Below are 22,579 nucleotides of genomic sequence, written 5' to 3' on the forward strand. Positions count from 1 at the left end.
CCCGGGACATGCGACGACCCCCCACCTGAGAGGTGAGGGGTCGTCGTGTCGAGAAGCTACGGCTTCGGCTCTTCCGGTGCTGCGGGCGGCGGCGTGACCGGCGCGGGCGGCTCGGTCGCTGCCGGGGGCGCCGGCGGTGCGGCGGCCGGAGGCGGCGTCACGGGCGGCTCGGCCGCTGCGGGCGGCGGCGTGACCGGCGCGGCGGCGGGCGGCGGCGCGACGGGCGGGGCGGCAGGGCCCGCCAGGGGTGCGGGCGGCGGGGTGTAACCGGCCGGGGGCTGGTAGCCGGCCGGGGGCTGGTACCCCGCAGGCGGTGCGGAGTACCCGGCAGGTGCGGCGCCGGCGGTCGCAACCGGGGCGCCCGGCTGCACCGGAATGCCCTGCCACACGACGTTGTCCTTGAGGAAGGTGTTTCCCCACGGCGCCGGGGCGATGTTCGGGTTCCAGGTCGAGCGGCCGAACGCGAGAATACCCAGCCAGATGAAGTAGCCGATCGGGAAGATCAGCCACAGCAGCAGGTACGGCCAGTCCTTCTGCAGCTTGAGGCCGACACGCCACCCGACGAGCACCGAAGCCGCCAGGGATGCGAGCCCGAGGATCCAGCCGACGACAGGGATCTGACTGAGGAGCGACGAAGCAACGATCGCTCCCAGCATGACCCATGGGTTGAGGTCGCCGAGCTTGGCGAAGACCATCATGTTGTACACGGGCACCCACGCCCGCCACTTGCCCTGCACACCGGCCTTCTCGAAGATCCTCATCAGGAACCACGAACCGATGACGTATGCGGCGATGGCGAAGATCACCAGCAGCGGCAGCAGCACGAGCCAGAGCGCGATCAGCGCCCCCACCCCGTAGTCGTCGTCGTACATGAACGTCCTCTCCGGAACGATCTTCGGCATGCACCGCACGCCGAGCGGGGCGCCACGCCCCGCGCGTCACATGCTATCGAGGCATGCGCGACCGTGTCAGCAGACACGTCGCATTCGGGGGCTGACCCCCGTGGCCGCGGTGGGTAGCCTGAGGATCATGACCGACTCCACCTCCGTCCCGCCCCTTCCCGACCTGACCGCATCCGAGGCGGCGCAGGCGGCTCGCGCGGGAACCGCGCCCGCCCCGGCGACCACGCCCGCGTACGACCCGGCGGCGGACCCCGACAACACCGGTGTGCCGACGTCGCTCAGCGACGACGCCACGGCCGTGGGCCGCGGATTCTTCTCCGCGCTGTTCGACCTCAGCTTCCGCACCTTCATCACCCGTCGCCTCGCGAGCGTCTTCTACCTCGTCGGGCTCATCGCGATCGCGATCGGGTTCCTCGTCTACCTGGTGAACGGCCTCGTCGGCGGTATCTCGTTGCTGTGGATCAACGCGGGCGCCGGCATCACGGCGATCATCGCGACGATCATCATCGTCCCCCTGGTGTCCTTCATCGCGATCATCGCGCTGCGGTTCATCATCGAGGCCGTCGTCGCCCTCATCGCGATCGCCGAGAACACCGAGCGCACGGCGCAGCACACACGCGACTGACCCGCAGTACGCCCGACTCACCTCAGGAAGCCGGGTCAGGCGAAGAGCTCGAGCTCGCCCTCGGCTCCGTCGCGCACGCGCAGGCCCGCAGCATCCGCCCATCTCACGAAGCCGTCGCGGCTCGCGATGCGCGGACGCTCCTCGGCCAGGCGCCGCACCAGCGCACCCTTGGCGTGCTTGTTGAAGTGGTTCAGCGCGCGCACGGCGCCGCCCTCCCCCTCGGCGACCACCCGCACGTACGCAGACGCGATGCCGGCCGGCACGGGACCGAGCGCGACGTACGCCTCGGAGCGCAGATCGAGCACGAAGCGCGGCCTCTCCTCTGCGAGGGCCACGGTGACGGCATCCGCCCACACCCGCTTCAGGGACGGCAGCCCGGGCAGCGACGCGGTCGCGCCGAGGCGGTACGTGGGGATGGCGTCGAGCGCGCCCACGGGGCCGAAGGGAGCGGAGTGCACGCGCACGTGGGCTCCGAGCCAGCGGCGCGCCGCCGGCGGGAGGGATGCCGCGTCCAGGGCCTCGAACAGCACGCCGGTGTAGCGGTCCACCGCCGGCATCGTCGGGGCACCCTGCAGCGCGGCGTTGACGGCCACCTCGTGCCGCTGCGTGGCGCTGAGCTTCAGCACGCGCGCCGCGGCGTCTTCATCGGCCGACAGCGTGACGAGCGCTTCGACGACGGCGGCCCGCTGCGGCGCGAGCGAAGGAAGGGCGAGGGATGCCGCATCCAGCGGTCGCGCACGGCCGCCCGGGCGCTTCGTCTCGGATGGGGGCAGGAGGATCAGCATGGTCACCGCGGTCGTTGAGCGAGCGAAGCGAGACGAAACGCCCCGCGTCCGGTGACGAACGGGGGCGTTTCGCTCAGAGTGGTGTCAGGAGATGAGCGCCGCGTTGCCGGCGACGATCGTGAGATCGTCCCCCTCCATGGAGAGGAAGCCGTCCTGCGCGTTCGCGACGATCTTCGAGCCAGAGGTCTCGGTGATGCGCACCTGACCCTCGGCGAGGATCGCGAGCACCGGCTCGTGACCGGCCATGAAGCCGATCTCGCCCTCGACGGTCTTGGCGACGACGAGCGACGCCTCTCCCGACCAGACCTCCGCGTCGGCGGAGACGAGACTCACCTTGAGGGGCACTTCGACTCCCTTCGCTCGCTCAGCACAAGCATGATCAGCCGTTCTCCTTCTGGATACGGGCCCAGTTCTCCTCGACGTCGGAGATGCCGCCGACGTTGAAGAAGGCCTGCTCCGCCACGTGGTCGAAGTCGCCCTTGACGATCGCGTCGAACGACTCGATGGTCTCCTTGATCGGGACCGTGGAGCCCTCGACGCCGGTGAACTTCTTGGCCATGTAGGTGTTCTGCGAGAGGAACTGCTGGATGCGGCGTGCACGCGACACGACGATCTTGTCTTCCTCGGACAGCTCGTCGACACCGAGGATCGCGATGATCTCCTGCAGTTCCTTGTTCTTCTGGAGGATCTGTTTGACGGCGGTGGCCACGCGGTAGTGGTCTTCGCCGATGTAGCGCGGGTCGAGGATGCGGCTCGTCGAGGTCAGCGGGTCGACGGCGGGGTACAGACCCTTCGAGGCGATCTCACGCGAGAGCTCGGTGGTCGCATCGAGGTGGGCGAACGTGGTCGCCGGAGCCGGGTCGGTGTAGTCGTCGGCGGGCACGTAGATCGCCTGCAGCGAGGTGATCGAGTGTCCGCGCGTCGACGTGATGCGCTCCTGGAGCACACCCATCTCGTCGGCGAGGTTCGGCTGGTATCCCACGGCCGAGGGCATGCGGCCCAGCAGCGTCGAGACCTCGGAGCCGGCCTGCGTGAAGCGGAAGATGTTGTCGATGAACAGCAGCACGTCCTGCTTCTGCACGTCGCGGAAGTACTCCGCCATCGTCAGCGCCGACAGGGCCACGCGAAGACGCGTGCCCGGCGGCTCGTCCATCTGGCCGAAGACGAGGGCCGTCTTGTCGAAGACACCCGCCTCCTCCATCTCGTGGATGAGGTCGTTGCCCTCACGGGTGCGCTCGCCGACACCGGCGAACACCGACACACCACCGTGGTCCTGCGCGACGCGCTGGATCATCTCCTGGATGAGGACCGTCTTGCCGACGCCGGCGCCGCCGAAGAGGCCGATCTTGCCGCCGAGGACGTACGGCGTGAGGAGGTCGATGACCTTGATGCCGGTCTCGAACATCTGCGTCTTGGACTCGAGCTGGTCGAAGTTCGGCGCCTTGCGGTGAATCGGCCAGCGCTCGGTGATCTCGATGGTCTCACCGGGCTCGCCGTTGAGGACCTCGCCGATCACGTTGAAGACCTTGCCCTTGGTGACATCGCCGACGGGAACGGTGATCTGCTCCCCCGTGTCGCGCACCTCCTGGCCGCGGACGACGCCGTCGGTGGGCTTGAGCGCGATGGCGCGCACCAGGTCGTCGCCGAGGTGCTGCGCGACCTCGAGGGTGATCTCGTTCGACTCGCCGTCGATGACGATGGTGGTCTTCAGCGCGTTGTAGATGTCGGGGATCGAGTCGTGCGGGAACTCGATGTCGACGACCGGACCGGTCACGCGCGCGACGCGGCCGACGACCGGGGTCTCGGTCTTCTCTGCGGTGAGGCTCATGGCTTCTTCTCTTTCGTGTGGTCTATTTGCCCGACGCCAGAGCGTCGGCGCCGCCGACGATCTCGGCGATCTGCTGCGTGATCTCGGCCTGGCGTGCGTTGTTGCGCAGGCGGGTGTAGTCGGTGATGAGCTTGTCGGCGTTGTCGCTCGCGGACTTCATCGCCTTCTGCGTCGCGGCGTGCTTGGCCGCCGACGACTGCAGGAGGGCGTTGAAGACACGGCTCTGGATGTACACCGGCAGGAGCGCGTCGAGCACCGTCTCGGCGTCCGGCTCGAACTCGTAGAGCGGGTACACCTGAGCGGATGCCGATTCCTCGGCCTCGACGACCTCCAGCGGAAGCAGGCGCACGGTCTCGGGCGTCTGCGTCATCATGCTGACGAAGCGGTTGTAGACGAGGTTAATCTCGTCGACGCCGCCGTCGTCGCCACCGCGGTCGTACGCGTCGAGCAGTGTCGCCGCGATCTCCTCCGCCGTGTGGAAGTGCGGGGTGTCGGTGTCACCCGTCCACTCGGCGGCGGCAGCCATACGACGGAACTGGAAGTAGCCGACGGCCTTGCGGCCGATGAGGTAGAACACCGGCTCCTTGCCCTGCTGCCGCAGCAGCTCGGCCAGCTCGAGGCCCTCGCGGAGGATCTGCGAGTTGAACGCGCCCGCCAGGCCGCGGTCGGACGCGAAGATCACGACGGCGGACCGGCGGATCACCTCGCGCTCCCGCGTGAGCGGGTGCTCGACGTTCGAGTGCGTCGACACGGCGGAGACGGCTCGCGTCACGGCACGCGCGAAGGGCGAGGACGCGCGCACACGCGCCATCGCCTTCTGGATGCGCGAAGCCGCGATGAGCTCCATCGCCTTCGTGATCTTCTTGGTCGTCTGAGCAGTGCTGATCTTCTGCTTGTAGACCCGGAGTTGTGCGCCCATTGTCTCTGTCCGGTATCGCCTTAGCGGCGGCCCTTGACGATCTTCTCCTGGTTCACGTCTTCGGCACCCGCCGCCGCGACCTCTTCGTGGCCGGGCTTCGAGATGGCCTGGCCCTTGCCGGCCTGGAACTCGAGAATGAACTCGTCGGTCTTCTTGGTGAGCTCGGCCACGGTGTCGTCGTCGAGGACGTTGGTGTCGCGCAGCGTGTCGAGCACGGTGGTGTTGCGACGCAGGTAGTCCAGGAGCTCGCGCTCGAACGACAGGACGTCCTCCACCTCGATCGAGTCGAGCTTGCCGTTCGTTCCGGCCCAGATCGAGACGACCTGCTCCTCGACGGGGTACGGCGAGTACTGCGGCTGCTTGAGCAGCTCGGTCAGGCGCGCACCGCGGGCGAGCTGACGGCGCGAGGCGGCGTCGAGGTCCGAGGCGAACATCGCGAACGCCTCGAGCGAGCGGTACTGGGCAAGCTCGAGCTTGAGCGTGCCGGAGACCTTCTTGATCGACTTCACCTGGGCGTCACCGCCGACGCGCGAGACCGAGATGCCCACGTCGACCGCGGGACGCTGGTTCGCGTTGAAGAGGTCGGACTGCAGGAAGATCTGGCCGTCGGTGATCGAGATCACGTTGGTCGGGATGTAGGCCGAGACGTCGTTCGCCTTGGTCTCGATGATCGGGAGGCCCGTCATCGAGCCGGCGCCGAGCTCGTCCGACAACTTCGCGCAGCGCTCGAGCAGACGCGAGTGCAGGTAGAAGACGTCACCGGGGTACGCCTCGCGGCCCGGCGGGCGGCGCAGGAGCAGCGACACGGCACGGTAGGCCTCGGCCTGCTTGGTCAGGTCGTCGAAGATGATCAGGACGTGCTTGCCGTCGTACATCCAGTGCTGGCCGATGGCCGAGCCGGTGTACGGCGCCAGGTACTTGAAGCCGGCCGGGTCCGAGGCCGGGGCGGCGACGATGGTGGTGTACTCCATCGCTCCGGCGTCTTCGAGCGCGCCCTTGACGGCGGCGATCGTCGAGCCCTTCTGGCCGATGGCGACGTAGATGCAGCGCACCTGCTTGTTGGTGTCGCCCGAGTCCCAGTTGGCCTTCTGGTTGATGATCGTGTCGATCGCGATCGCCGTCTTGCCGGTCTGGCGGTCGCCGATGATCAGCTGACGCTGGCCGCGGCCGACGGGGATCATCGCGTCGATGGCCTTGATGCCGGTCTGCAGCGGCTCGTGCACCGACTTGCGCTGCATGACGCCGGGCGCCTGCAGCTCGAGGGCGCGACGGCCCTCGATGCCGGTGATCTCGCCGAGACCGTCGATCGGGTTGCCGAGCGGGTCGACCACGCGGCCGAGGTAGCCCTCGCCGACGGGGACCGACAGCACCTCGCCGGTGCGGGTGACGGGCTGGCCCGCCTCGACGCCGGAGAACTCGCCGAGGACGACGACGCCGATCTCGTGCTCGTCGAGGTTCTGCGCGAGTCCGAGCGTGCCGTCCTCGAACGTCACGAGCTCGTTCGCCATCACGCCGGGGAGTCCCTCGACGTGGGCGATGCCGTCGGCGGCGTCGATGACGGTGCCGACCTCGGTCGCCGCTGCCCCGGTGGGCTCGTAGGCGGCGACGAAATCCTTCAGCGCGTCACGGATGACGTCGGGGCTGATTGACAGTTCTGCCATGGTCTTCCCTTTGTTCCAAGTTCTGTGTGTGGGGCGCTCGGCCCCGAAATCTCCGCCCGCGGCGGGAAGTGTGTGCTAGCCGGCCAGTCGCTGGCGGAGATCCGCCAGCCGGGACGACACGCTGGCGTCGATCACGTCGTCGGCGATCTGCACGCGCAGCCCGCCGACCACCGTGGGATCGATGACCGTGTTGAGCGACACCTGGGTGCCGTAGCGCTTGGTGAGCGTCCCGGCGAGACGATCGACCTGCGCGGCGCTGAGCGGGGCAGCGGTGTAGACCGTCGCGACCGTGCGTCCGCGCTGGTCGGCGACCAGCTTGGTCGCCCGCGACAGCAGCTGGCGCACGCGACGCTCGCGCGGCGCCTGGACGAGGGATGCCGCGATCAGCGTCGTGGCCGGGCTGACCCGGCCCGCGAGCAGCGTCTCCACGAGCGTGCCCTTGGCCGAGGCATCGCCGAGCCTGCTGCCCAGCGCGAGCTCGAGCTGAGGGTTCTCGGCGACCGTGCGAGAGAAGCGGAAGAGCTCCTCCTCGACATCGGCCGTCGGCTCGGCGACCGCGGCTGCGCGCACGGCCAGCTCTTCGATGCCGTCGACCAGGTCGGACGCCGAGGACCAGCGCTGCGCGACCACGGTCGTGAGCAGCGACGCCGTCGTCGGTGAGACCGCCGTGCCGAACACCGCTGCGACGACCTGGGCGCGAGCCGCGGCGGGCGCGGCGGAGTCGGCGAGCGCACCGCTCAGCTGCGACGAGCCGCCCACGGCGTGCGCCGCGGCGAACAGCTCGCCGGCCACGTCGAGGTCGACGCCCGACGCGGCGTCGAGCGCCTTCGTCGTCGCCGCGACGGCCTGAGTGGTCGCACTGCCCATTACTTCGTCGCCTTCTCTGCCTCGGATGCCTCGAGCTCGGCCAGGAAGCGGTCGACGACGGCCTGAGCCTTCTTGTCGTCGGACAGCGTCTCGCCGATCACGCCGCCGGCGAGGTCGAGGGCGAGTGTGCCCACCTCTCCGCGGAGCGACACGAGAGCGGTCTGGCGCTCGGCCTCGATCTGCGAGTGCGCCGTAGCCGTGAGGCGCGCGGCCTCCGCGGTGGCGGAGTCCTTGGCCTCGGCGACGATCTTCTTGCCGTCCTCACGGGCGGCATCGCGGATCTCACCGGCCTCCTTGCGCGCGTCGGCGAGCTGCGCGGTGTACTCCACCAGAGCCGCCTCGGCCTTGCGCTGGGCCTCGTCGGCCTTGGCGATGTTCCCCTCGATCGCGGTCGAGCGCTCGTCGAGCAGCTTCTTCATCCGCGGAAGGGCGACCTTCCAGAAGATGACGAGGATGACGATGAAGCACACCGACGACCAGATGATGTCGTACCAAGCGGGAATGAGAGGGTTGTGCGCTTCCGCACCCTCTTCCGCGGCGTACGCGACAAGAGCGTTCAGCATCCTGTCTCCTTTGTAGAGGTCGAGTGGATCAGGCGTAGCCGAAGATGAAGCCGGTGGCGATGCCGATGAAGGCGAGCGCCTCGGTGAAGGCGATACCGATCCACATCAGCACCTGCAGGCGGCCGGCGAGCTCGGGCTGACGAGCAACGCCCTCGATCGTCTTGCCGACGACGATGCCCACACCGATGGCGGGGCCGATCGCTGCCAGGCCGTAGCCGACGGTGGCGATGGAACCGGTGACCTCGGCGAGAACCGTAGTTGCGTCCACGGGGGTGTTTCCTTTCGGTTGTGGGCGGCTCTGCGTCCCTTGGCTGCAGAGCCGTCCCGTATCAGTGCTCTTCGGCGACCGCGAGCTGGATGTAGACCGCGGTGAGAAGGGCGAAGACGTAAGCCTGGAGGACGGCCACCAGGATCTCGAACAGCGTGAAGATGAAGCCGAACGCGAGGCTGCCAGCGCCGAGGATGGACCACCAGCCGCCGAGCTCGACGATGAAGAACTGCGTCGCGGCGAAGAAGAGGACCAGCAGCAGGTGGCCGACCATCATGTTCATCAGAAGTCGGAGGGTCAGGGTGACCGGACGGATGATGAAGGTCGAGATGAGCTCGATCGGCGTGACGATGATGTAGATCGGCCACGGCACGCCCGACGGGAAGAGGGAGTTCTTGAAGAAGTTCTTCGGGCTCTTCCTGATGCCGGCGTAGATGAAGGTGACGTAGCTCACGATCGCGAGCGTCAGCGGCACCGCGATGGTGCTCGTGCCGGCGATGTTCAGGAACGGGATGACTCCCGTGATGTTCATGAACAGGATCATGAAGAACATCGTCGTGAGGATCGGCAGGAAGCGCTGGGCGTCCTTCTTGCCGAGCAGGTCCTCGCCGATGTTGACGCGGACGAAGTCCAGGCCCATCTCGACGAGGCTCTGGAACCGTCCCGGAACGACGCGCATGCGGCGCGTGCCGAGCCAGAAGACCACGATGACCGCAACGGTCGCGAGGAACTGGATCAGATGGATCCGGTTGATCGTGAGCGGATCGCCGAACAGCACGATCGCGGGAAAGGTGATGAGACCATCCGGGAAGAACTCAACGATCGAAGGACCGTGGAACTCCGGCGGAGCGTCCGCGGCAGTGGGGGCGATCAGGGTCGCAGCTTGAGTAAACAGCGCTGGCTCCAGCTTCGGGGCATCGGTCGAGAACCGTTGCGACGATGGTCGATGAGCGTCACTCCGCAAGTGCTCGCAGAGCGAGCGGCGGGCGCGGAATCAGCCTATCAAACTTGAGAGGTCCCTGAGTCCTGTCCCGGACGATCCTGTCCGCGCTCGGCCGGTTCGTCGCGGCGATCGCCGGCATCGGGGTCGGTCGGCAGCTGCACGTCGCTGACGTGGGGCACCCGCATCCGCATCAGCACGACGACGTCGACGGCGAGCGATGCGAGCACGCTGACCACGACCGCGAGGAAGAACACGGTGGGCTGGATCCACGGCTGCCCGCGCAGCACGAGCAGGATCACGATGAAGACGAGGAACTTGAGGATCCAGCCGCCGAGCACGATGCCGAAGAACACCGGCACGTACAGCGGGTCGCCGTACCAGCGGTTGGCGATGAGGATGCTCGCGACGGTGATGCCGAGGAATCCAGCGGCGACCAGCACGCCCACGAGCGCGCTCCAGAGGCCGTCGGTGCCGGCGACGAGGTAGCCGATCACTCCCCCGACGAGCGCGAGGCCGCCGGTGACGATGCCCGCCCACACCAGGACGGTGCGCAGGATCGGGGTGCTCGAGACGGGGCTGGGGGTCATGCTGCGTCCTCCAGGACGGGTCGGGGCGCGGCCGCAGGGCGGCGCGAGGGGATGAGGGTCACGACGAGGCACGCGGCGGCGCCGACGACGCCGAACGCGACGCCGAACAGGTAGTCGCCGGGCCAATTCTCGGACGTGCCGATGTACATGAGCAGCACGGCGATGCTGACGGTCGCCGTCCACGCGTAGAAGATGAGCACGGCCCCGAGGTCGGAGTGGCCCATGTCGAGCATCCGGTGGTGGAGATGCTTGCGGTCGGGTGAGAACGGGGACTTGCCGCGACTCATCCGCCGCACGACGGCGAGGCCGAAGTCGAGCAGCGGCAGCAGGACGATGACGACGGGGAGCAGGATCGGGATGAAGGCACCCAGGAGCTGCGAGCGGCCGAACTCGTCGTTGTCGCCCACCATCGCCGGTGTGATGCTGCTGGTGACCGCGATGGCGGACGACGCCATCAGCAGCCCGATCATGAGGGCGCCGGAGTCGCCCATGAACAGCTTCGCCGGCCGCCAGTTCAGGGGCAGGAACCCGGCGCAGACGCCGATGAGCACCGCCGCGATGAGCGACGCGAGGTTGAAGTACGAGCTGGCACCCGTGTCGCGCGAGAGCATGTACGTGTAGGCGAAGAAGACGCTGTTCGCGATGAGGCAGACCCCGGCCACGAGGCCGTCGAGCCCGTCGATGAAGTTCACCGCGTTCATCACGACGACGATCGCGAACACGGTGAGGGTGAAGCTCATCCAACTCGACCCCATCGCGATCCCGCCGATGGGGAGCGAGTAGATCTGCAGCTCGCCGAACCAGGCGATGATCCCGGCGGCGAGGAACTGCGCGCCGAGCTTGATCATCCAGTCGAGGTCCCACAGGTCGTCGGCGACGCCGACGAGCACGATGAGGAACGTCGCCCCGAGGATCGCCCAGATCTGGACCGGCTCGCTCCAGATGATGGCGAAGAACGGATGCTGCGACGAGACCAGGAACGCCGCCACGACGCCGGCGAACATCGCGATTCCGCCGAGCCGCGGAGTCGGCGTCTTGTGGACGTCGCGCTCACGGATGCCGGGATACAGCTTGTACCGGAGGCTGAGACGCCAGACCGTCCAGGAGAGCGCGAAGGTGACGCTGGCCGTGAAGAGGACGATGAAGACGTACTGCTTCACGGGGCGCTCGGGTCGTCGGGGTCGGGCTCCAGCAGGTCGCCCAGCACGTCGCGGAGCTGCGCGCGGGAGATCGCCCCCTCGCGCAGCACGCGGACGACGGGCTCCTCGCCGCCGACCAGGCTGGTCGCGTCGATGATCGTCGAGGCGATGCCGTCGGCAGACATGCCGTCAGCGAGATATACCGCGACGCTCTCGCCCAGCATCGCCTGGGCGTCCTCCGCGGCGATCGCGGCGGCCTTGCCGGTGAGGTTGGCGCTGGACACCGCGAGCGGTCCGGTCTCCTCGAGGAGGGCGAGCGCGATCCGGTGCGCGGGCATGCGCACGGCGACCGTGCCGCGCGTCTCGCCGAGATCCCACGACAGCGACGGCTGCGCGGGGAGGACGATGGTCAGCCCGCCGGGCCAGAACGCCTCGACGAGCGCCTCGACCGGCTGCGGCACCTCGGCCACGAGGGCCCGGAGCGTCGCGACGCCGGCGACCAGCACGGGCGGCGGCATCTGGCGTGTGCGGCCCTTCGCGTCGAGGAGCTTCTGCACGGCCTTCGCGCTGAACGCATCGGCGGCGAGGCCGTACACGGTGTCGGTGGGAACGACGACGAGATCGCCGCGGCCGATGGCCTGGCGCGCCAGGCGCATGCCGGCCAGCAGCTGCGCCTCATCACGGCAGTCGAAGATGGGGGACATGTCGCGCACAGTCTAGTTGCGGGCTCGTGAACGGATGCTGCGAGCCGGGGTCAGGGCCGGATGGCGGTCGTCGCCCGGTCGCGCATCGTGAGGTCGGGGTGCGTCGATGCCGCGCGCCACCCGTCGGCGCGCAGGATCCCGCGGATCGCCTCGCCCTGCCACTCTCCGTGCTCGATGACGATCGTGCCGCCCGGATGCGCCAGCCGGAGACCCACCCCGCTCAAGATCCGCACGACGTCCAGCCCGTCTTCTCCCCCGTACAGCGCGGCCGGCGGGTCGAAGAACCGCACCTCCGGATCGCGCGGGATCGCGGCATCCGGAACGTACGGCGGATTGGATGCGACGACCGAGACCGTCCCGTCGAGGTCGGGGAACGCGTGCGCGAGGTCGATGAAGGCGAGCTGCGCGTTGTCGGCGCCGACGCGTGCGAAGTTCTCCTTCGTCCACACGAAGGCCTCCACCGAGTTCTCGGCCGCGAAGACACGGGCGTGCGGGACCTCGGTCGCCATCGCGAGGGCGATCGCGCCGCTTCCGGTGCCGAGGTCCACGGCGACAGGAGAGGCGGATGCCGCGGCCCGCAGCGCGTCGATCGCCAGCTGCGCGACCATCTCGGTCTCGGGGCGGGGCACGAAAACGCCGGGGCCTACGCGCAGCTCCAGGTGACGGAAGGGCGCGAGGCCCACGATGTGCTGCAGCGGCTCCCTCGTCGCCCGGCGGGCGACGAGGGACCAAAGGCGCGCGGCGTCGTCGGGTGAGAGCACGTCTCCGCGGATGGTCGCCGCCTGCACTCCCCCGCGACCCGTGCCCAGTACGAAGGCGGCGAGCAGTTCGACGTCGACCTCGGGATCGGGGACGCCGGCGTCGCCGAGGCGCGCGGTCGCGGCGCGGAGGGCGTCGGACAGGGCGGTGGGGGGTTCGGGTGCAGGCATGAGCCCGTCCAGCCTAAGCCCGGCAGGGTACCGGGCCGAGGCCAGGCCGCTGTCACACAAGGACTCACGAAAGCCGTGCCCCCGTAGGCTGTCTCCCACCCGCTGACCTTCCCTCGAAAGGCCCGAAATGACCGGCATCCACCCCGACATCACCTCCGCCTTCGGGAACACCCCGCTGGTGCGCCTCAACCGCGTCGCAGAGGGCGTCGGCGGCAACGTGATCGTGAAGCTCGAGTTCTACAACCCGGCGTCGAGCGTCAAGGACCGCCTGGGCATCGCGATCGTCGACGCGGCCGAGGCATCCGGCGAGCTCAAGCCGGGCGGCACCATCGTCGAGGCCACCAGCGGAAACACCGGTATCGCGCTGGCCATGGTCGGCGCGGCACGCGGCTACCGCGTCGTGCTGGCGATGCCCTCGTCCATGTCGATCGAGCGTCGCCTGCTGCTCAAGGGCTACGGAGCCGAGCTCGTGCTCACCGACCCGGCCGGCGGCATGAAGGGCGCTCTCGCCAAGGCCGACGAGATCCTCGCCGAGATCCCGGGTGCTGTGCTCGCCCGCCAGTTCGAGAACCAGGCGAACGTCGAGATCCACCGCAAGACGACGGCCGAGGAGATCCTGCGCGACACCGACGGCCAGGTCGACTACTTCGTCGCCGGCATCGGCACGGGCGGAACCATCACCGGCGTCGGCCAGGTGCTCAAGGAGCGCGTGCCCGGCGCGAAGGTGATCGCCGTCGAGCCGGCCGATTCGCCCCTGCTCACCAAGGGCACCCCCGGACCTCACAAGATCCAGGGAATCGGCCCGAACTTCGTGCCCCCGATCCTCGACCAGGGCGTCATCGACGAGGTCATCGACGTCGAGTTCCCCGACGCGATCGAGACCGCACGCGCGGTCGGGACCCAGGACGGCATCCTCGTCGGCATCTCCTCGGGCGCCGCGATCTGGGCGGCGCTGCAGATCGCCGCACGCCCCGAGGCCGAGGGCAAGAACATCGTCGTGATCGTGCCGTCGTTCGGCGAGCGCTACCTCTCGACCGCACTCTTCGAGAACCTGCGAGAGGATTGACGCACACCGCTGCAGAAAGGCGCTCCGTGCCAGGGATCCACTCCGACATCTCCACCGCCTTCGGCGAGACCCCCCTGGTGAGGCTCAACGCTCTCACCGAGGGCCTGGGCGCCGAGGTGCTCGTCAAGCTCGAGTTCTACAACCCGGGATCGAGTGTGAAGGACCGCCTCGGATACGCGCTGATCGCGGCGGCCGAGGAGTCGGGCGAGCTGAAGCCGGGTGGCACGATCGTCGAGTCGACGAGCGGGAACACCGGCATCGCACTGGCGCTGATCGGCGCCGCGCGCGGGTACAAGGTCATCCTGACGATGCCCGCGTCGATGTCGAAGGAGCGTCGCACGCTCCTCAAGGCCTACGGCGCCGAACTCGTGCTCACCGACCCGTACAAGGGCATGACCGAGGCCGTCGCCGAGGCGGAGCGCATCGTCGCCGCCACCCCCGGCGCGATTCTCGCGAAGCAGTTCGAGCACGAGGCGAACGCCGATATCCACCGGCGCACGACCGCCGAGGAGATCTGGCGCGACACCGAGGGCAGGGTCGACTACTTCGTCGCCGGTTCGGGCACGGGCGGCACGATCACGGGCGTCGGGCAGGTGCTCAAGCAGCGCAACCCCGAGGTGAAGATCGCCGTCGTCGAGCCCAAGGACTCCCCCATGCTCAGCGAGGGTCGCGCGGGCGGTCACCGCATCCAGGGCATCGGACCCAACTTCGTGCCCGCGGTGCTCGACCGCTCCGTGATCGACGAGATCTTCGACGTCGAGTTCGACGACGCGATCCGGGTCGCGCGCGACCTCGCCACCCGCGAGGGCATCCTGGCGGGCATGTCGGCCGGCGCGGCCGTGTGGGCGGCGCTCGAGATCGCGGCACGGCCCGAGGCCGCCGGCGCGCGCATCGTCGTGATCGTCCCCGACTCCGGGGAGCGCTACCTCTCGACCGCCCTGTACGAGCACCTGCGCGAGCCCGAGAAGGCGTCGTCGTGAGCGAGCGGATCGGGACCCTCGCGCGCGTGCGCGAAGACCTCACCGCGGCACGTCTCCGCGATCCCGCGGCGCGCAGCAGCCTCGAGATCGCCCTCCTCTACCCCGGCCTCCACGCGATCTGGGCGCATCGGGTGTGGCACGCGCTGTGGGTGCGAGGCCTGCGGTTCGTGGCGCGCGCGGGCTCGCAGATCACCCGCTGGCTGACGGGCATCGAGATCCACCCCGGTGCGACCATCGGCCGCCGCTTCTTCATCGACCACGGCATGGGCGTCGTCATCGGTGAGACAGCCGAAGTCGGCGACGACGTCATGCTCTACCACGGGGTCACACTCGGCGGACGTCAGCGCGAGGGCGGGAAGCGGCATCCCACCATTCAGGACGGCGTCGCGATCGGCGCGGGCGCGAAGGTCCTCGGCCCGATCACGATCGGCGCGGGGTCTGTCGTCGGCGCGAACGCCGTCGTCACGAAGGATGCTCCGGCCGACAGTGTGCTCGTCGGCGTGCCCGCCAAGCCCCGTCAGCGCCGCGACGGCGAGGAGACCCGCGCCATCCTGACGGCACCCGAGCACCTCGAGTACCACATCTGACGCCTCCGGATCGCCGGGCCCCGCCGGCTCGCGGGGCCCCGTTCCGTTTGTGCGCGCGCCCCGTTCCGTTTGTGCGGGAGAAAGTGCGTGTCGAGCCCGGGCCAGGCGTGCATACGCCCGCACAAACGGAGCAAACCGAGGTGAGGAGCCGCGGGGAGGCGGAGGGGGCGACGCATCCAGCGATCCGAGGTCGGGCGGCGAGCACAACTCCGGCAGGTAGACGAGGTGGTGAGGCCGCGCCCCCGGAGTTCCGTGGCCGGAGCCCGCGGCGCGGGCAGAACTGCCGGAGTTGTGCACCAGAGTAGGTCGACGGGCGCCCTGATCCGTTTGTGCGGGCGAAAATGCGTGTCAAGCCTGGGTCGGGCGCGCATGCGCCCGCACAAACGGAGCAGACCCAGGTGAGGAGCCGCGGGGGCGGAGGGGGCGACGCATCCAGCGATCCGAGAGACCTGCCCTACGCCCGCCGAACCCGCCGAGCCGGACCCTCCGCCTGATCCGTTTGTGCGGGAGAAAGTGCGTGTCAAGCCCGGGTCGGGCGCGCATACGCCCGCACAAACGGATCACATCAGGGTCGGCAGGGTCAGGACCGCCGCTCGTCCACCTTCTTCTTGATGAACAGGGGCGGGAGAAGCCAGGTCGCGAGCGCGGTCACGAGCCACACGACGAGGGTGCCGATGATCCAGGCGACGGGGCCGTCGATGCCGATGCCGGCCGCCGGGATGACGACGGCGATCAGCAAGGCGACGAAGGTCGACAGCAGTCCGATGCCGCCGATGAGGGCGTTGGCGTGGCGGCGCGTGATCTTGAAGAGCCACGGCGCCAGGATGCTCTGCAGCACCGCGAAGATCACGACGGCCAGGACGATCCCCCACCAGTCGTTCCAGTGCAGGGAGAAGCCGGGCAGCAGCAGGTCGGCCGCCACGAGACCGAGGAACGCCGAGACGAGGAAGATCAGGGCGCGGATGATCAGCGTGAGCACGGGCCGAGCATAGCGCCGCGGCGTCAGGCGACGAGCCCGGCGCGCCTGAACAGATCCGACAGGAGCATCCTCACCAGGTCCGGCTTCTCGTGCGGCAGCGCATGGCCGGCATCGTCCACGATCACCACGCTCGCGCGGCCCCATGCCTCGGCCGCGGCCACCTGGGACCGGTACCCGATGAGGCTGTCGCGGCGGCCGAGCATGAGGAGCGTCGGCAGGTCGTCGGCCCCGTGGCCAACGTCGAAGTCGGCCGACTCCATGATGCGACCGACGATGTCGGCGTCATAACGGTCGAGCGAGCCGGCCACCCCGTCGCGGAATCGCGCGACCGCCTCGGCGGTATGCCAGACGAAGTACCCCTCGAACTCCCCGCGCTCGCGCTCGCTCAGGGCGTCCAGCGCCCCGTCCTCGGCCTCGACGACCGAGACCGGCTCCGGCCGCAGGTCCGCGGGCAGCGTGCAGAGGAGAGCGACGGCGCGCACCTGATCGGGCATGCGCGCGGCCACCGCCCGCGCGAGGAAGCCGCCCAGCGAATGCCCGAGCACGACGAACGGTCTCCCACGGAACTCCGCCGCGATGAAGGCGCACAGCAGATCCGCCACCTCCTCGGCGCTGTCGACGGACGTGCGGATGCTGTCGCCCATGCCCGGGAGGTCGGGCGTCCAGCGCTCGAAGGCCGGCGCAGCGGGCAGCACCAGGTCGAGGATCGCCTCGATCTCGCCCCGCGACGAATAGCCGCCGTGGAGCGCGAGGAGCGGCATCCCCTCCCCCTGCCTGCCGCCGTGCAGCTGGGCGCCGGAGGGTGCGGTGAACACGAACGCGGGCATGGGGTCCTTTCGACCCGCCCGACGCTAGAGCACGATGACGCCTCGCGCCAGCGGTCCTAGCCGTCGCCACCCAGCGCCGCGAGCCGCGCCTCTTCGTCGGCCTGGATGGCCGACTCGACGAGGGGCTCGAGCGCGCCGTCCATGACCTGGTCGAGGTTGTAGGCCTTGTAACCGGTGCGGTGGTCGGCGATGCGGTTCTCGGGGAAGTTGTACGTGCGGATGCGCTCGGACCGGTCCATGCCGCGGATCTGCGACTTGCGGGCATCGGATGCCGCCGCCTCGAGCTCTTCCTGCTGGCGGGCGAGGAGCCGCGCGCGGAGCACGCGCATGCCGGCCTCGCGGTTCTGCAGCTGCGACTTCTCGTTCTGCATCGACACGACGATGCCGGTCGGGACGTGCGTGATGCGCACGGCCGAGTCGGTCGTGTTGACGGACTGCCCGCCGGGGCCGGACGAGCGGAACACGTCGATCTTCAGGTCGGCCTGGTTGATGTCGATCTCGTCGGGCTCGTCGACCTCCGGGAACACGAGCACACCGGTGGTCGAGGTGTGGATGCGCCCCTGCGACTCGGTCGCCGGCACGCGCTGCACGCGGTGCACGCCGCCTTCGTACTTGAGGTGCGCCCACACGCCCTGCGCGGGGTCGCTCGAGGAGCCCTTGATCGCGACCTGCACGTCCTTGTAGCCGCCGAGGTCGGACTCGTTGCGCTCGAGCAGCTCGGTCTTCCACCCCTTGGAGGCGGCGTACTGGATGTACATCCGCAGCAGGTCGGCGGCGAACAGCGCCGACTCGGCGCCGCCCTCGCCCTGCTTGATCTCCATGATCACGTCGCGGGCGTCGTCGGGGTCGCGCGGGATCAGGAGTCGCCGCAGCTTCTCCTGCGCTTCGGCGAGCCCGGCCTCCAGGCTGGGCACCTCCTCGGCGAACGCGTCGTCCTCCTTCGCGAGCTCGCGCGCGGCGACGAGGTCATCGGATGCCGCGACCCAGTCCTCGTACGCCTTCACGATCTTCGACAGCTCGGCGTAGCGCCGGTTCACCCGCTTGGCGCGCGCCGCATCGGCGTGCACCGCGGGGTCCGACAGCTCGGTCTGGACGGCGGCGTGCTCCTCGATCAGCCCTTTGACGGACTCGAACATGGAGATCAGCGGATGCTGTTGTCGTCCGCGTGGCTGCGTCCGCCGCCGTGGCCCGTGGTGGGCGCCGGGATCGACTTCTGCATCTGCACGAGGAACTCGACGTTCGACTGCGTCTCCTTGAGCTTGCCGAGCACGACCTCGAGGGCCTGCTGGGGCTCGAGGCCGGCGAGCGCGCGGCGGAGCTTCCAGGTGATCTTGACCTCGTCGGCCGAGAGCAGCATCTCTTCGCGGCGGGTGCTCGACGCGTTGACGTCGACGGCCGGGAAGATGCGCTTGTCGGCGAGCGAGCGGTTCAGGCGCAGCTCGCTGTTGCCGGTGCCCTTGAACTCCTCGAAGATGACCTCGTCCATCTTGGAGCCGGTCTCGACGAGCGCCGTGGCGAGGATCGTGAGCGATCCACCGTTCTCGATGTTGCGCGCCGCACCGAAGAAGCGCTTCGGCGGGTACAGCGCGGACGCGTCGACACCACCGGTCAGCACGCGACCCGAGGTCGGCGCCGAGATGTTGTAGGCGCGGCCGAGGCGCGTGATCGAGTCGAGCAGCACGACGACGTCGCGGCCCAGCTCGACGAGGCGCTTCGCGCGCTCGATGGCGAGCTCGGCGACCGTCGTGTGGTCCTCGGCGGGGCGGTCGAACGTCGAGGCGATGACCTCGCCCTTGACCGTCCGCTGCATGTCGGTGACCTCTTCGGGGCGCTCGTCGACGAGCACGACCATGAGGTGTACCTCGGGGTTGTTCGTCGCGATGGCGTTGGCGATCTGCTGCAGCACGATCGTCTTGCCCGCCTTGGGCGGCGCGACGATGAGGCCGCGCTGGCCCTTTCCGATGGGCGCGACGAGGTCGATGATGCGCTGCGTGAGCTTCTCGGGCGCGGTCTCGAGGCGCAGGCGCTCCTGCGGGTAGAGCGGCGTCAGCTTGCCGAACTCCACGCGGGTCGCGGCATCCTCCACCGACAGGCCGTTGACGGCGTCGACCTTGACGAGCGCGTTGTACTTCTGGCGGCTCGACTGCTCGCCCTCGCGGGGCTGCTTGATCGATCCGACGACGGCGTCGCCCTTGCGGAGGTTGTACTTCTTGACCTGGCCGAGCGAGACGTAGACGTCGCTCGTGCCGGGCAGGTAGCCCGAAGTGCGCACGAAGGCGTAGTTGTCGAGCACGTCGAGGATGCCGGCGATCGGGATGAGGACGTCGTCCTCGCCGATCTCGGTGTCGAACTCGTCGGTCGTCTGCGTGGCGCCGCGGCGCTTGTTGCGCTGACGGTTGCGGGCGTTGCCCTGGGGCTGCTCGTCGTCGCCGTCGGCCGGAGCGGACTCCTTCGGGGCGTTCTGGTTCTGGTTGCCCTGGTTCTGGTTGCCCTGCGCCTGGTTGCCCTGCGCCTGACCACCCTGACCACCCTGACCGCCCTGGGCGTTGCCGTTGCGGTTGCGGCTGCGGCTGCGGCTGCGGCCACGGCCACGGCTCGGTGCCTCGTCGCCGCCGTCGGCGGACTCGCCGGCGTCGGTGTCGGATGCCTCGGCCGCGGCGTCGCCCTCAGCGGGCGTCTCAGCGGTCTCGGCCGGAGCGTCGGCGGCAGCCTCGGCCGGAGCATCGGCGGCGGTCTCGGCCGGAGCCTCGACCTCGGCCGGAGTCTCGGCGGCAGCCTCAGCAGGAGCCTCGGCCGGAGCGGCCTCGGCGGGCGCCTCAGCGTCGGCGGCAGCCTCGGCCGGCGCCTCGGCGGCGGGCTCGGGCTGCGGGTCGGTGCTCTTGGCACGGCGCGGCGCACGCTTGCGGGGCGCCTTGGCCGGTGCGACCGGAGCCTCGGGCTCGGCGGCCGCGGGCTCTGCCGGAGCGGCCTCCGCCGCGGGCTCGGCCGGAGCCTCAGCCTCGGGGGCCGGGGTCTCCGCAGGCGCGTCGGCGTCAGCGGTGTCGGTGGCCTCCGCCGGAGCGGCGGCCTCGGTCTCAGCCGGGGCGGCGGCCTCGGCCGCGGTCTCGGCGATGCCGGCGTTCTCGACCGATTCGGGCGCTTCCGTGCGCTCTTCGGCCGATGCGTCGGCAGTGTGGATCTCGGAGATGGACTCCACGAGTTCTCCCTTGTCATACGAATGGAAATGCACGTTCGCACGGACGCGCTGCAGAGCAGGCATCTACCCGATCCTTCGGCGGAACTCAGGCCCTTCGGTCGGCGTATATGCCGTGATGGTGCTCAGAGACCGTCAAGAGGATGGGGGGTCGTGCGCGGTTCGCAGATTGCGACGGAGGCCAGATTCACGACTTACGTGGAACCCTCCGCGTACTCCTTCACTGTACCACCCTTGAAGTCGACGGCGAGCATGAGCGACTCCCACGGGGTGTCACCCGCCTCGGCGGCCAGAGCAGCGGCCTCGAGCCGGCGGCCCGGTCCGTCGGCGAGCACGAGCACGCTCGGACCCGCCCCCGACACCACGGCCGCGAAGCCCTGAGCGCGCAGCATCCGGACCAGTTTGTCGGTCTCGGGCATGGCGCTGGCCCGGTAGTTCTGGTGCAGCTTGTCCTCGGTCGCCGCCTGCAGCAGCTCGGGGCTCTGCGTCAGCGCCGCGATGAGCAGAGCCGAGCGCGACACGTTGAACACCGCGTCTTCGCGCGGCACCTGCAGCGGCTGCAGGCTGCGCGCGACCTCGGTCGACATCGTGAACTCGGGCACGAACACGAGCGGCGAGACGCCGCGGTGCACGAGCAGCTTCTTGTGCTGAGGGCCGTTCTCGTCGACCCACGCGATCGTCAGTCCGCCGAACAGCGCCGGGGCGACGTTGTCGGGGTGTCCCTCCAGCTCGGTGGCCAGGCGCAGGAGTGTGTCATCCGAGAGCGTCACCTCCGGCTCGAGCAGACCCTTGGCCGCGAGCAGGCCCGACACGACGGCGGCCCCCGACGAGCCGAGTCCGCGGCCGTGCGGGATGACGTTGTGCGCGCGCAGGCGGAGGCCCGGCATCGGTCGTCCTGTCGACTCGTACGCGTAGGCGATCGCCCGCACGACGAGGTGGGAGGCGTCGCGCGGCACATCCTCCGCACCGGCCCCGCTGACCTCGATCTCGAGCTCGCCCTCGGGCAGCGCCGTGACGTCGAGCTCGTCGTACACGCTGAGCGCGAGGCCGAGCGTGTCGAATCCCGGTCCGAGGTTCGCGCTGGTCGCCGGCACCCGCACGACGACCCGACGCCCCGTGACCGAGGCGGCGGGTGCGTTCACGCGGTCGCCCCCACGGGCGAGAGCTGCAGGACGGATGCCACTTCCGACGTCGTCGCGTCGACCACCGTGGGCTCGACCTGGCTGCCGTCGGCGTTGCGCAGGGCCCACTGCGGGTCCTTGAGCCCGTGGCCGGTGACGGTCAGCACGACGCGTGCGCCCTTCGGGACCACGCCGGCCTCGATGCGGTCGAGGAGCCCCGCGACACTGATCGCCGAGGCGGGCTCGACGAAGATGCCGACCTCTCCGGAGAGGAGCTTCTGGGCGGCGAGGATGCGCGCGTCGTCGATCGCACCGAAGTAGCCGTCGGTCGCCTGACGCGCCTCGAGGGCGAGCTCCCACGACGCGGGATTGCCGATGCGGATCGCGCTGGCCACCGTTTCGGGGTTGCGCACGACCTCGCCGCGCACGAGGGGTGCGGAGCCCTCGGCCTGGAACCCGAACATGCGGGGAATGCGGGTCGAGACGCCGGACTCGGCCTCTTCGCGGTAGCCGCGCGTGTAAGCGGTGTAGTTGCCGGCGTTGCCGACCGGGATGAAGTGGAAGTCGGGGGCGTCGCCGAGCTGCTCGACGACCTCGTAGGCGGCCGTCTTCTGCCCGTCGATGCGGTCGGGGTTCACGGAGTTCACCAGGTGCACGGGGTAGTGCTCGGCGAGCTCGCGCGCGATCTCGAGGCAGTCGTCGAAGTTGCCGCGGATCTGGATGAGCTGACCGTTGTGGGCCACCGCCTGGCTGAGCTTGCCCATCGCGATCTTGCCCTCGGGCACGAGCACCGCCGCGGTGATGCCTGCGTGCGCCGCGTAGGCGGCGGCCGACGCCGACGTGTTGCCCGTCGACGCGCAGATCACGGCCTTCGCGCCGTGGTCGATCGCGCGGGAGACGGCGACCGTCATTCCGCGGTCCTTGAAAGAGCCCGTCGGGTTCATGCCCTCGAACTTCACCCAGACATCGGTGCCGGTCAGGCGCGACAGCGCCGGGGCCGGCAGGAGGGGCGTTCCGCCCTCCCCGAGGGTGACGACGGTCGAGGCATCCGTGACGCCCAGACGATCGCCGTATTCGCGCAGGACTCCGCGCCAGACGTGTGCCAT

General features: G+C 69.6%; 24 protein-coding genes. 4 read left to right on the top strand and 20 right to left on the bottom strand.

The window, feature by feature from the left end:
- Nucleotides 1-56 precede the first annotated feature (56 nt).
- Nucleotides 57-872, bottom strand: a complete 816-nt coding sequence (locus ASD93_RS08285; RefSeq protein WP_157536906.1) for a large exoprotein — start codon at nt 870-872, stop codon at nt 57-59.
- Between the two features lie 157 nt (nt 873-1,029).
- Between ASD93_RS08285 and ASD93_RS08290 the strand changes: the two genes are divergently transcribed.
- Complete coding sequence (locus ASD93_RS08290) at nt 1,030-1,527, top strand: DUF4282 domain-containing protein (RefSeq protein WP_056121259.1); 498 nt, start codon at nt 1,030-1,032, stop codon at nt 1,525-1,527.
- A gap of 35 nt (nt 1,528-1,562) precedes the next feature.
- On the opposite strand, the gene ASD93_RS08295 is transcribed toward ASD93_RS08290, so the two are convergent.
- The 13 genes from ASD93_RS08295 to prmC all read right to left on the bottom strand — a co-directional run bounded on the left by ASD93_RS08295 (nt 1,563) and on the right by prmC (nt 12,720).
- On the bottom strand, nt 1,563-2,312 hold the full coding sequence (locus tag ASD93_RS08295) for a YaaA family protein (protein ID WP_056121262.1): 750 nt from the start codon (nt 2,310-2,312) through the stop codon (nt 1,563-1,565).
- Nucleotides 2,313-2,396: 84 nt separating this feature from the next.
- Entirely contained in the window at nt 2,397-2,657 is a 261-nt protein-coding gene (locus ASD93_RS08300) for a F0F1 ATP synthase subunit epsilon (RefSeq protein WP_056121264.1), read from the bottom strand.
- A gap of 34 nt (nt 2,658-2,691) precedes the next feature.
- The gene (gene atpD / locus ASD93_RS08305; protein ID WP_056121267.1) at nt 2,692-4,140 is read right to left on the bottom strand and encodes a F0F1 ATP synthase subunit beta; all 1,449 of its coding nucleotides are present in this window, start codon (nt 4,138-4,140) and stop codon (nt 2,692-2,694) included.
- Between the two features lie 22 nt (nt 4,141-4,162).
- On the bottom strand, nt 4,163-5,059 hold the full coding sequence (locus tag ASD93_RS08310; protein WP_056121270.1) for a F0F1 ATP synthase subunit gamma: 897 nt from the start codon (nt 5,057-5,059) through the stop codon (nt 4,163-4,165).
- Nucleotides 5,060-5,079: 20 nt separating this feature from the next.
- Entirely contained in the window at nt 5,080-6,720 is a 1,641-nt protein-coding gene (gene atpA / locus ASD93_RS08315; RefSeq protein ID WP_056121272.1) for a F0F1 ATP synthase subunit alpha, read from the bottom strand.
- Between the two features lie 75 nt (nt 6,721-6,795).
- Nucleotides 6,796-7,587, bottom strand: coding sequence for a F0F1 ATP synthase subunit delta (locus tag ASD93_RS08320; RefSeq protein WP_056121274.1), 792 nt, complete (start codon nt 7,585-7,587; stop codon nt 6,796-6,798).
- Nucleotides 7,587-8,150 (bottom strand): F0F1 ATP synthase subunit B, encoded by a 564-nt coding sequence (locus ASD93_RS08325; RefSeq protein WP_056121276.1) that lies wholly within the window; start codon nt 8,148-8,150, stop codon nt 7,587-7,589. The genes ASD93_RS08320 and ASD93_RS08325 overlap by 1 nt, the downstream gene beginning before the upstream one ends.
- A gap of 28 nt (nt 8,151-8,178) precedes the next feature.
- The gene (gene atpE / locus ASD93_RS08330; protein ID WP_056121278.1) at nt 8,179-8,418 is read right to left on the bottom strand and encodes an ATP synthase F0 subunit C; all 240 of its coding nucleotides are present in this window, start codon (nt 8,416-8,418) and stop codon (nt 8,179-8,181) included.
- 61 nt (nt 8,419-8,479) lie between these two features.
- Complete coding sequence (atpB, locus tag ASD93_RS08335; RefSeq protein ID WP_414843710.1) at nt 8,480-9,292, bottom strand: F0F1 ATP synthase subunit A; 813 nt, start codon at nt 9,290-9,292, stop codon at nt 8,480-8,482.
- Between the two features lie 128 nt (nt 9,293-9,420).
- Nucleotides 9,421-9,948, bottom strand: coding sequence for a hypothetical protein (locus ASD93_RS08340; protein WP_056121280.1), 528 nt, complete (start codon nt 9,946-9,948; stop codon nt 9,421-9,423).
- Nucleotides 9,945-11,108 (bottom strand): MraY family glycosyltransferase, encoded by a 1,164-nt coding sequence (locus ASD93_RS08345; protein ID WP_056121282.1) that lies wholly within the window; start codon nt 11,106-11,108, stop codon nt 9,945-9,947. Before ASD93_RS08345 ends, ASD93_RS08340 begins: the two co-directional genes overlap by 4 nt.
- A complete protein-coding gene (locus ASD93_RS08350) occupies nt 11,105-11,791 on the bottom strand; it encodes an L-threonylcarbamoyladenylate synthase (protein ID WP_056121285.1) in 687 nt (228 codons plus the stop codon). Before ASD93_RS08350 ends, ASD93_RS08345 begins: the two co-directional genes overlap by 4 nt.
- A 50-nt stretch (nt 11,792-11,841) precedes the next feature.
- Nucleotides 11,842-12,720 carry a peptide chain release factor N(5)-glutamine methyltransferase gene (prmC, locus tag ASD93_RS08355; RefSeq protein WP_056121286.1) on the bottom strand — a complete coding sequence of 293 codons (879 nt, stop codon included), beginning with the start codon at nt 12,718-12,720 and terminating at the stop codon, nt 11,842-11,844.
- A gap of 127 nt (nt 12,721-12,847) precedes the next feature.
- Between prmC and cysK (ASD93_RS08360) the strand changes: the two genes are divergently transcribed.
- The 3 genes from cysK (ASD93_RS08360) to epsC are packed head-to-tail and all read left to right on the top strand — an operon-like array spanning nt 12,848 to nt 15,353.
- Complete coding sequence (cysK, locus tag ASD93_RS08360; RefSeq protein WP_056121288.1) at nt 12,848-13,786, top strand: cysteine synthase A; 939 nt, start codon at nt 12,848-12,850, stop codon at nt 13,784-13,786.
- Nucleotides 13,787-13,812: 26 nt separating this feature from the next.
- Nucleotides 13,813-14,766, top strand: coding sequence for a cysteine synthase A (gene cysK / locus ASD93_RS08365; protein ID WP_056121291.1), 954 nt, complete (start codon nt 13,813-13,815; stop codon nt 14,764-14,766).
- Nucleotides 14,763-15,353 carry a serine O-acetyltransferase EpsC gene (epsC, locus tag ASD93_RS08370; protein WP_235566917.1) on the top strand — a complete coding sequence of 197 codons (591 nt, stop codon included), beginning with the start codon at nt 14,763-14,765 and terminating at the stop codon, nt 15,351-15,353. Before cysK (ASD93_RS08365) ends, epsC begins: the two co-directional genes overlap by 4 nt.
- Nucleotides 15,354-15,933: 580 nt before the next feature.
- Here the strand turns inward: epsC and ASD93_RS08375 are convergent.
- From ASD93_RS08375 to thrC, 6 genes are all read right to left on the bottom strand, one after another.
- Nucleotides 15,934-16,332, bottom strand: a complete 399-nt coding sequence (locus ASD93_RS08375) for a phage holin family protein (protein WP_056121293.1) — start codon at nt 16,330-16,332, stop codon at nt 15,934-15,936.
- Between the two features lie 23 nt (nt 16,333-16,355).
- On the bottom strand, nt 16,356-17,159 hold the full coding sequence (locus tag ASD93_RS08380; RefSeq protein ID WP_056121295.1) for an alpha/beta fold hydrolase: 804 nt from the start codon (nt 17,157-17,159) through the stop codon (nt 16,356-16,358).
- A gap of 56 nt (nt 17,160-17,215) precedes the next feature.
- Nucleotides 17,216-18,295 (bottom strand): peptide chain release factor 1, encoded by a 1,080-nt coding sequence (prfA, locus tag ASD93_RS08385; RefSeq protein WP_056121296.1) that lies wholly within the window; start codon nt 18,293-18,295, stop codon nt 17,216-17,218.
- A 5-nt stretch (nt 18,296-18,300) separates the two neighbouring features.
- On the bottom strand, nt 18,301-20,355 hold the full coding sequence (rho, locus tag ASD93_RS08390; RefSeq protein ID WP_056124222.1) for a transcription termination factor Rho: 2,055 nt from the start codon (nt 20,353-20,355) through the stop codon (nt 18,301-18,303).
- Between the two features lie 191 nt (nt 20,356-20,546).
- Nucleotides 20,547-21,494: a homoserine kinase gene (gene thrB, locus ASD93_RS08395; RefSeq protein WP_056121299.1), complete on the bottom strand. Its 948-nt coding sequence runs from the start codon at nt 21,492-21,494 to the stop codon at nt 20,547-20,549.
- A complete protein-coding gene (gene thrC, locus ASD93_RS08400) occupies nt 21,491-22,579 on the bottom strand; it encodes a threonine synthase (RefSeq protein WP_056121301.1) in 1,089 nt (362 codons plus the stop codon). Before thrC ends, thrB begins: the two co-directional genes overlap by 4 nt.

It is taken from the genome of Microbacterium sp. Root180 (assembly GCF_001428485.1).
In the GTDB taxonomy this organism is placed as follows: domain Bacteria; phylum Actinomycetota; class Actinomycetes; order Actinomycetales; family Microbacteriaceae; genus Microbacterium.

What these genes read in the sequence shown, in the direction of transcription:
- prmC (WP_056121286.1), bottom strand. Translation starts at nt 12,720, where the DNA reads ATGCCTGCACCCGAACCCCCCACCGCCCTGTCCGACGCCCTCCGCGCC.
- cysK (WP_056121288.1), top strand. Translation starts at nt 12,848, where the DNA reads ATGACCGGCATCCACCCCGACATCACCTCCGCCTTCGGGAACACCCCG.
- ASD93_RS08295 (WP_056121262.1), bottom strand. Translation starts at nt 2,312, where the DNA reads ATGCTGATCCTCCTGCCCCCATCCGAGACGAAGCGCCCGGGCGGCCGT.
- ASD93_RS08310 (WP_056121270.1), bottom strand. Translation starts at nt 5,059, where the DNA reads ATGGGCGCACAACTCCGGGTCTACAAGCAGAAGATCAGCACTGCTCAG.
- ASD93_RS08350 (WP_056121285.1), bottom strand. Translation starts at nt 11,791, where the DNA reads ATGTCCCCCATCTTCGACTGCCGTGATGAGGCGCAGCTGCTGGCCGGC.
- ASD93_RS08290 (WP_056121259.1), top strand. Translation starts at nt 1,030, where the DNA reads ATGACCGACTCCACCTCCGTCCCGCCCCTTCCCGACCTGACCGCATCC.
- ASD93_RS08340 (WP_056121280.1), bottom strand. Translation starts at nt 9,948, where the DNA reads ATGACCCCCAGCCCCGTCTCGAGCACCCCGATCCTGCGCACCGTCCTG.
- prfA (WP_056121296.1), bottom strand. Translation starts at nt 18,295, where the DNA reads ATGTTCGAGTCCGTCAAAGGGCTGATCGAGGAGCACGCCGCCGTCCAG.
- ASD93_RS08320 (WP_056121274.1), bottom strand. Translation starts at nt 7,587, where the DNA reads ATGGGCAGTGCGACCACTCAGGCCGTCGCGGCGACGACGAAGGCGCTC.
- atpA (WP_056121272.1), bottom strand. Translation starts at nt 6,720, where the DNA reads ATGGCAGAACTGTCAATCAGCCCCGACGTCATCCGTGACGCGCTGAAG.
- ASD93_RS08380 (WP_056121295.1), bottom strand. Translation starts at nt 17,159, where the DNA reads ATGCCCGCGTTCGTGTTCACCGCACCCTCCGGCGCCCAGCTGCACGGC.
- atpD (WP_056121267.1), bottom strand. Translation starts at nt 4,140, where the DNA reads ATGAGCCTCACCGCAGAGAAGACCGAGACCCCGGTCGTCGGCCGCGTC.
- ASD93_RS08325 (WP_056121276.1), bottom strand. Translation starts at nt 8,150, where the DNA reads ATGCTGAACGCTCTTGTCGCGTACGCCGCGGAAGAGGGTGCGGAAGCG.
- ASD93_RS08285 (WP_157536906.1), bottom strand. Translation starts at nt 872, where the DNA reads ATGTACGACGACGACTACGGGGTGGGGGCGCTGATCGCGCTCTGGCTC.
- thrC (WP_056121301.1), bottom strand. Translation starts at nt 22,579, where the DNA reads ATGGCACACGTCTGGCGCGGAGTCCTGCGCGAATACGGCGATCGTCTG.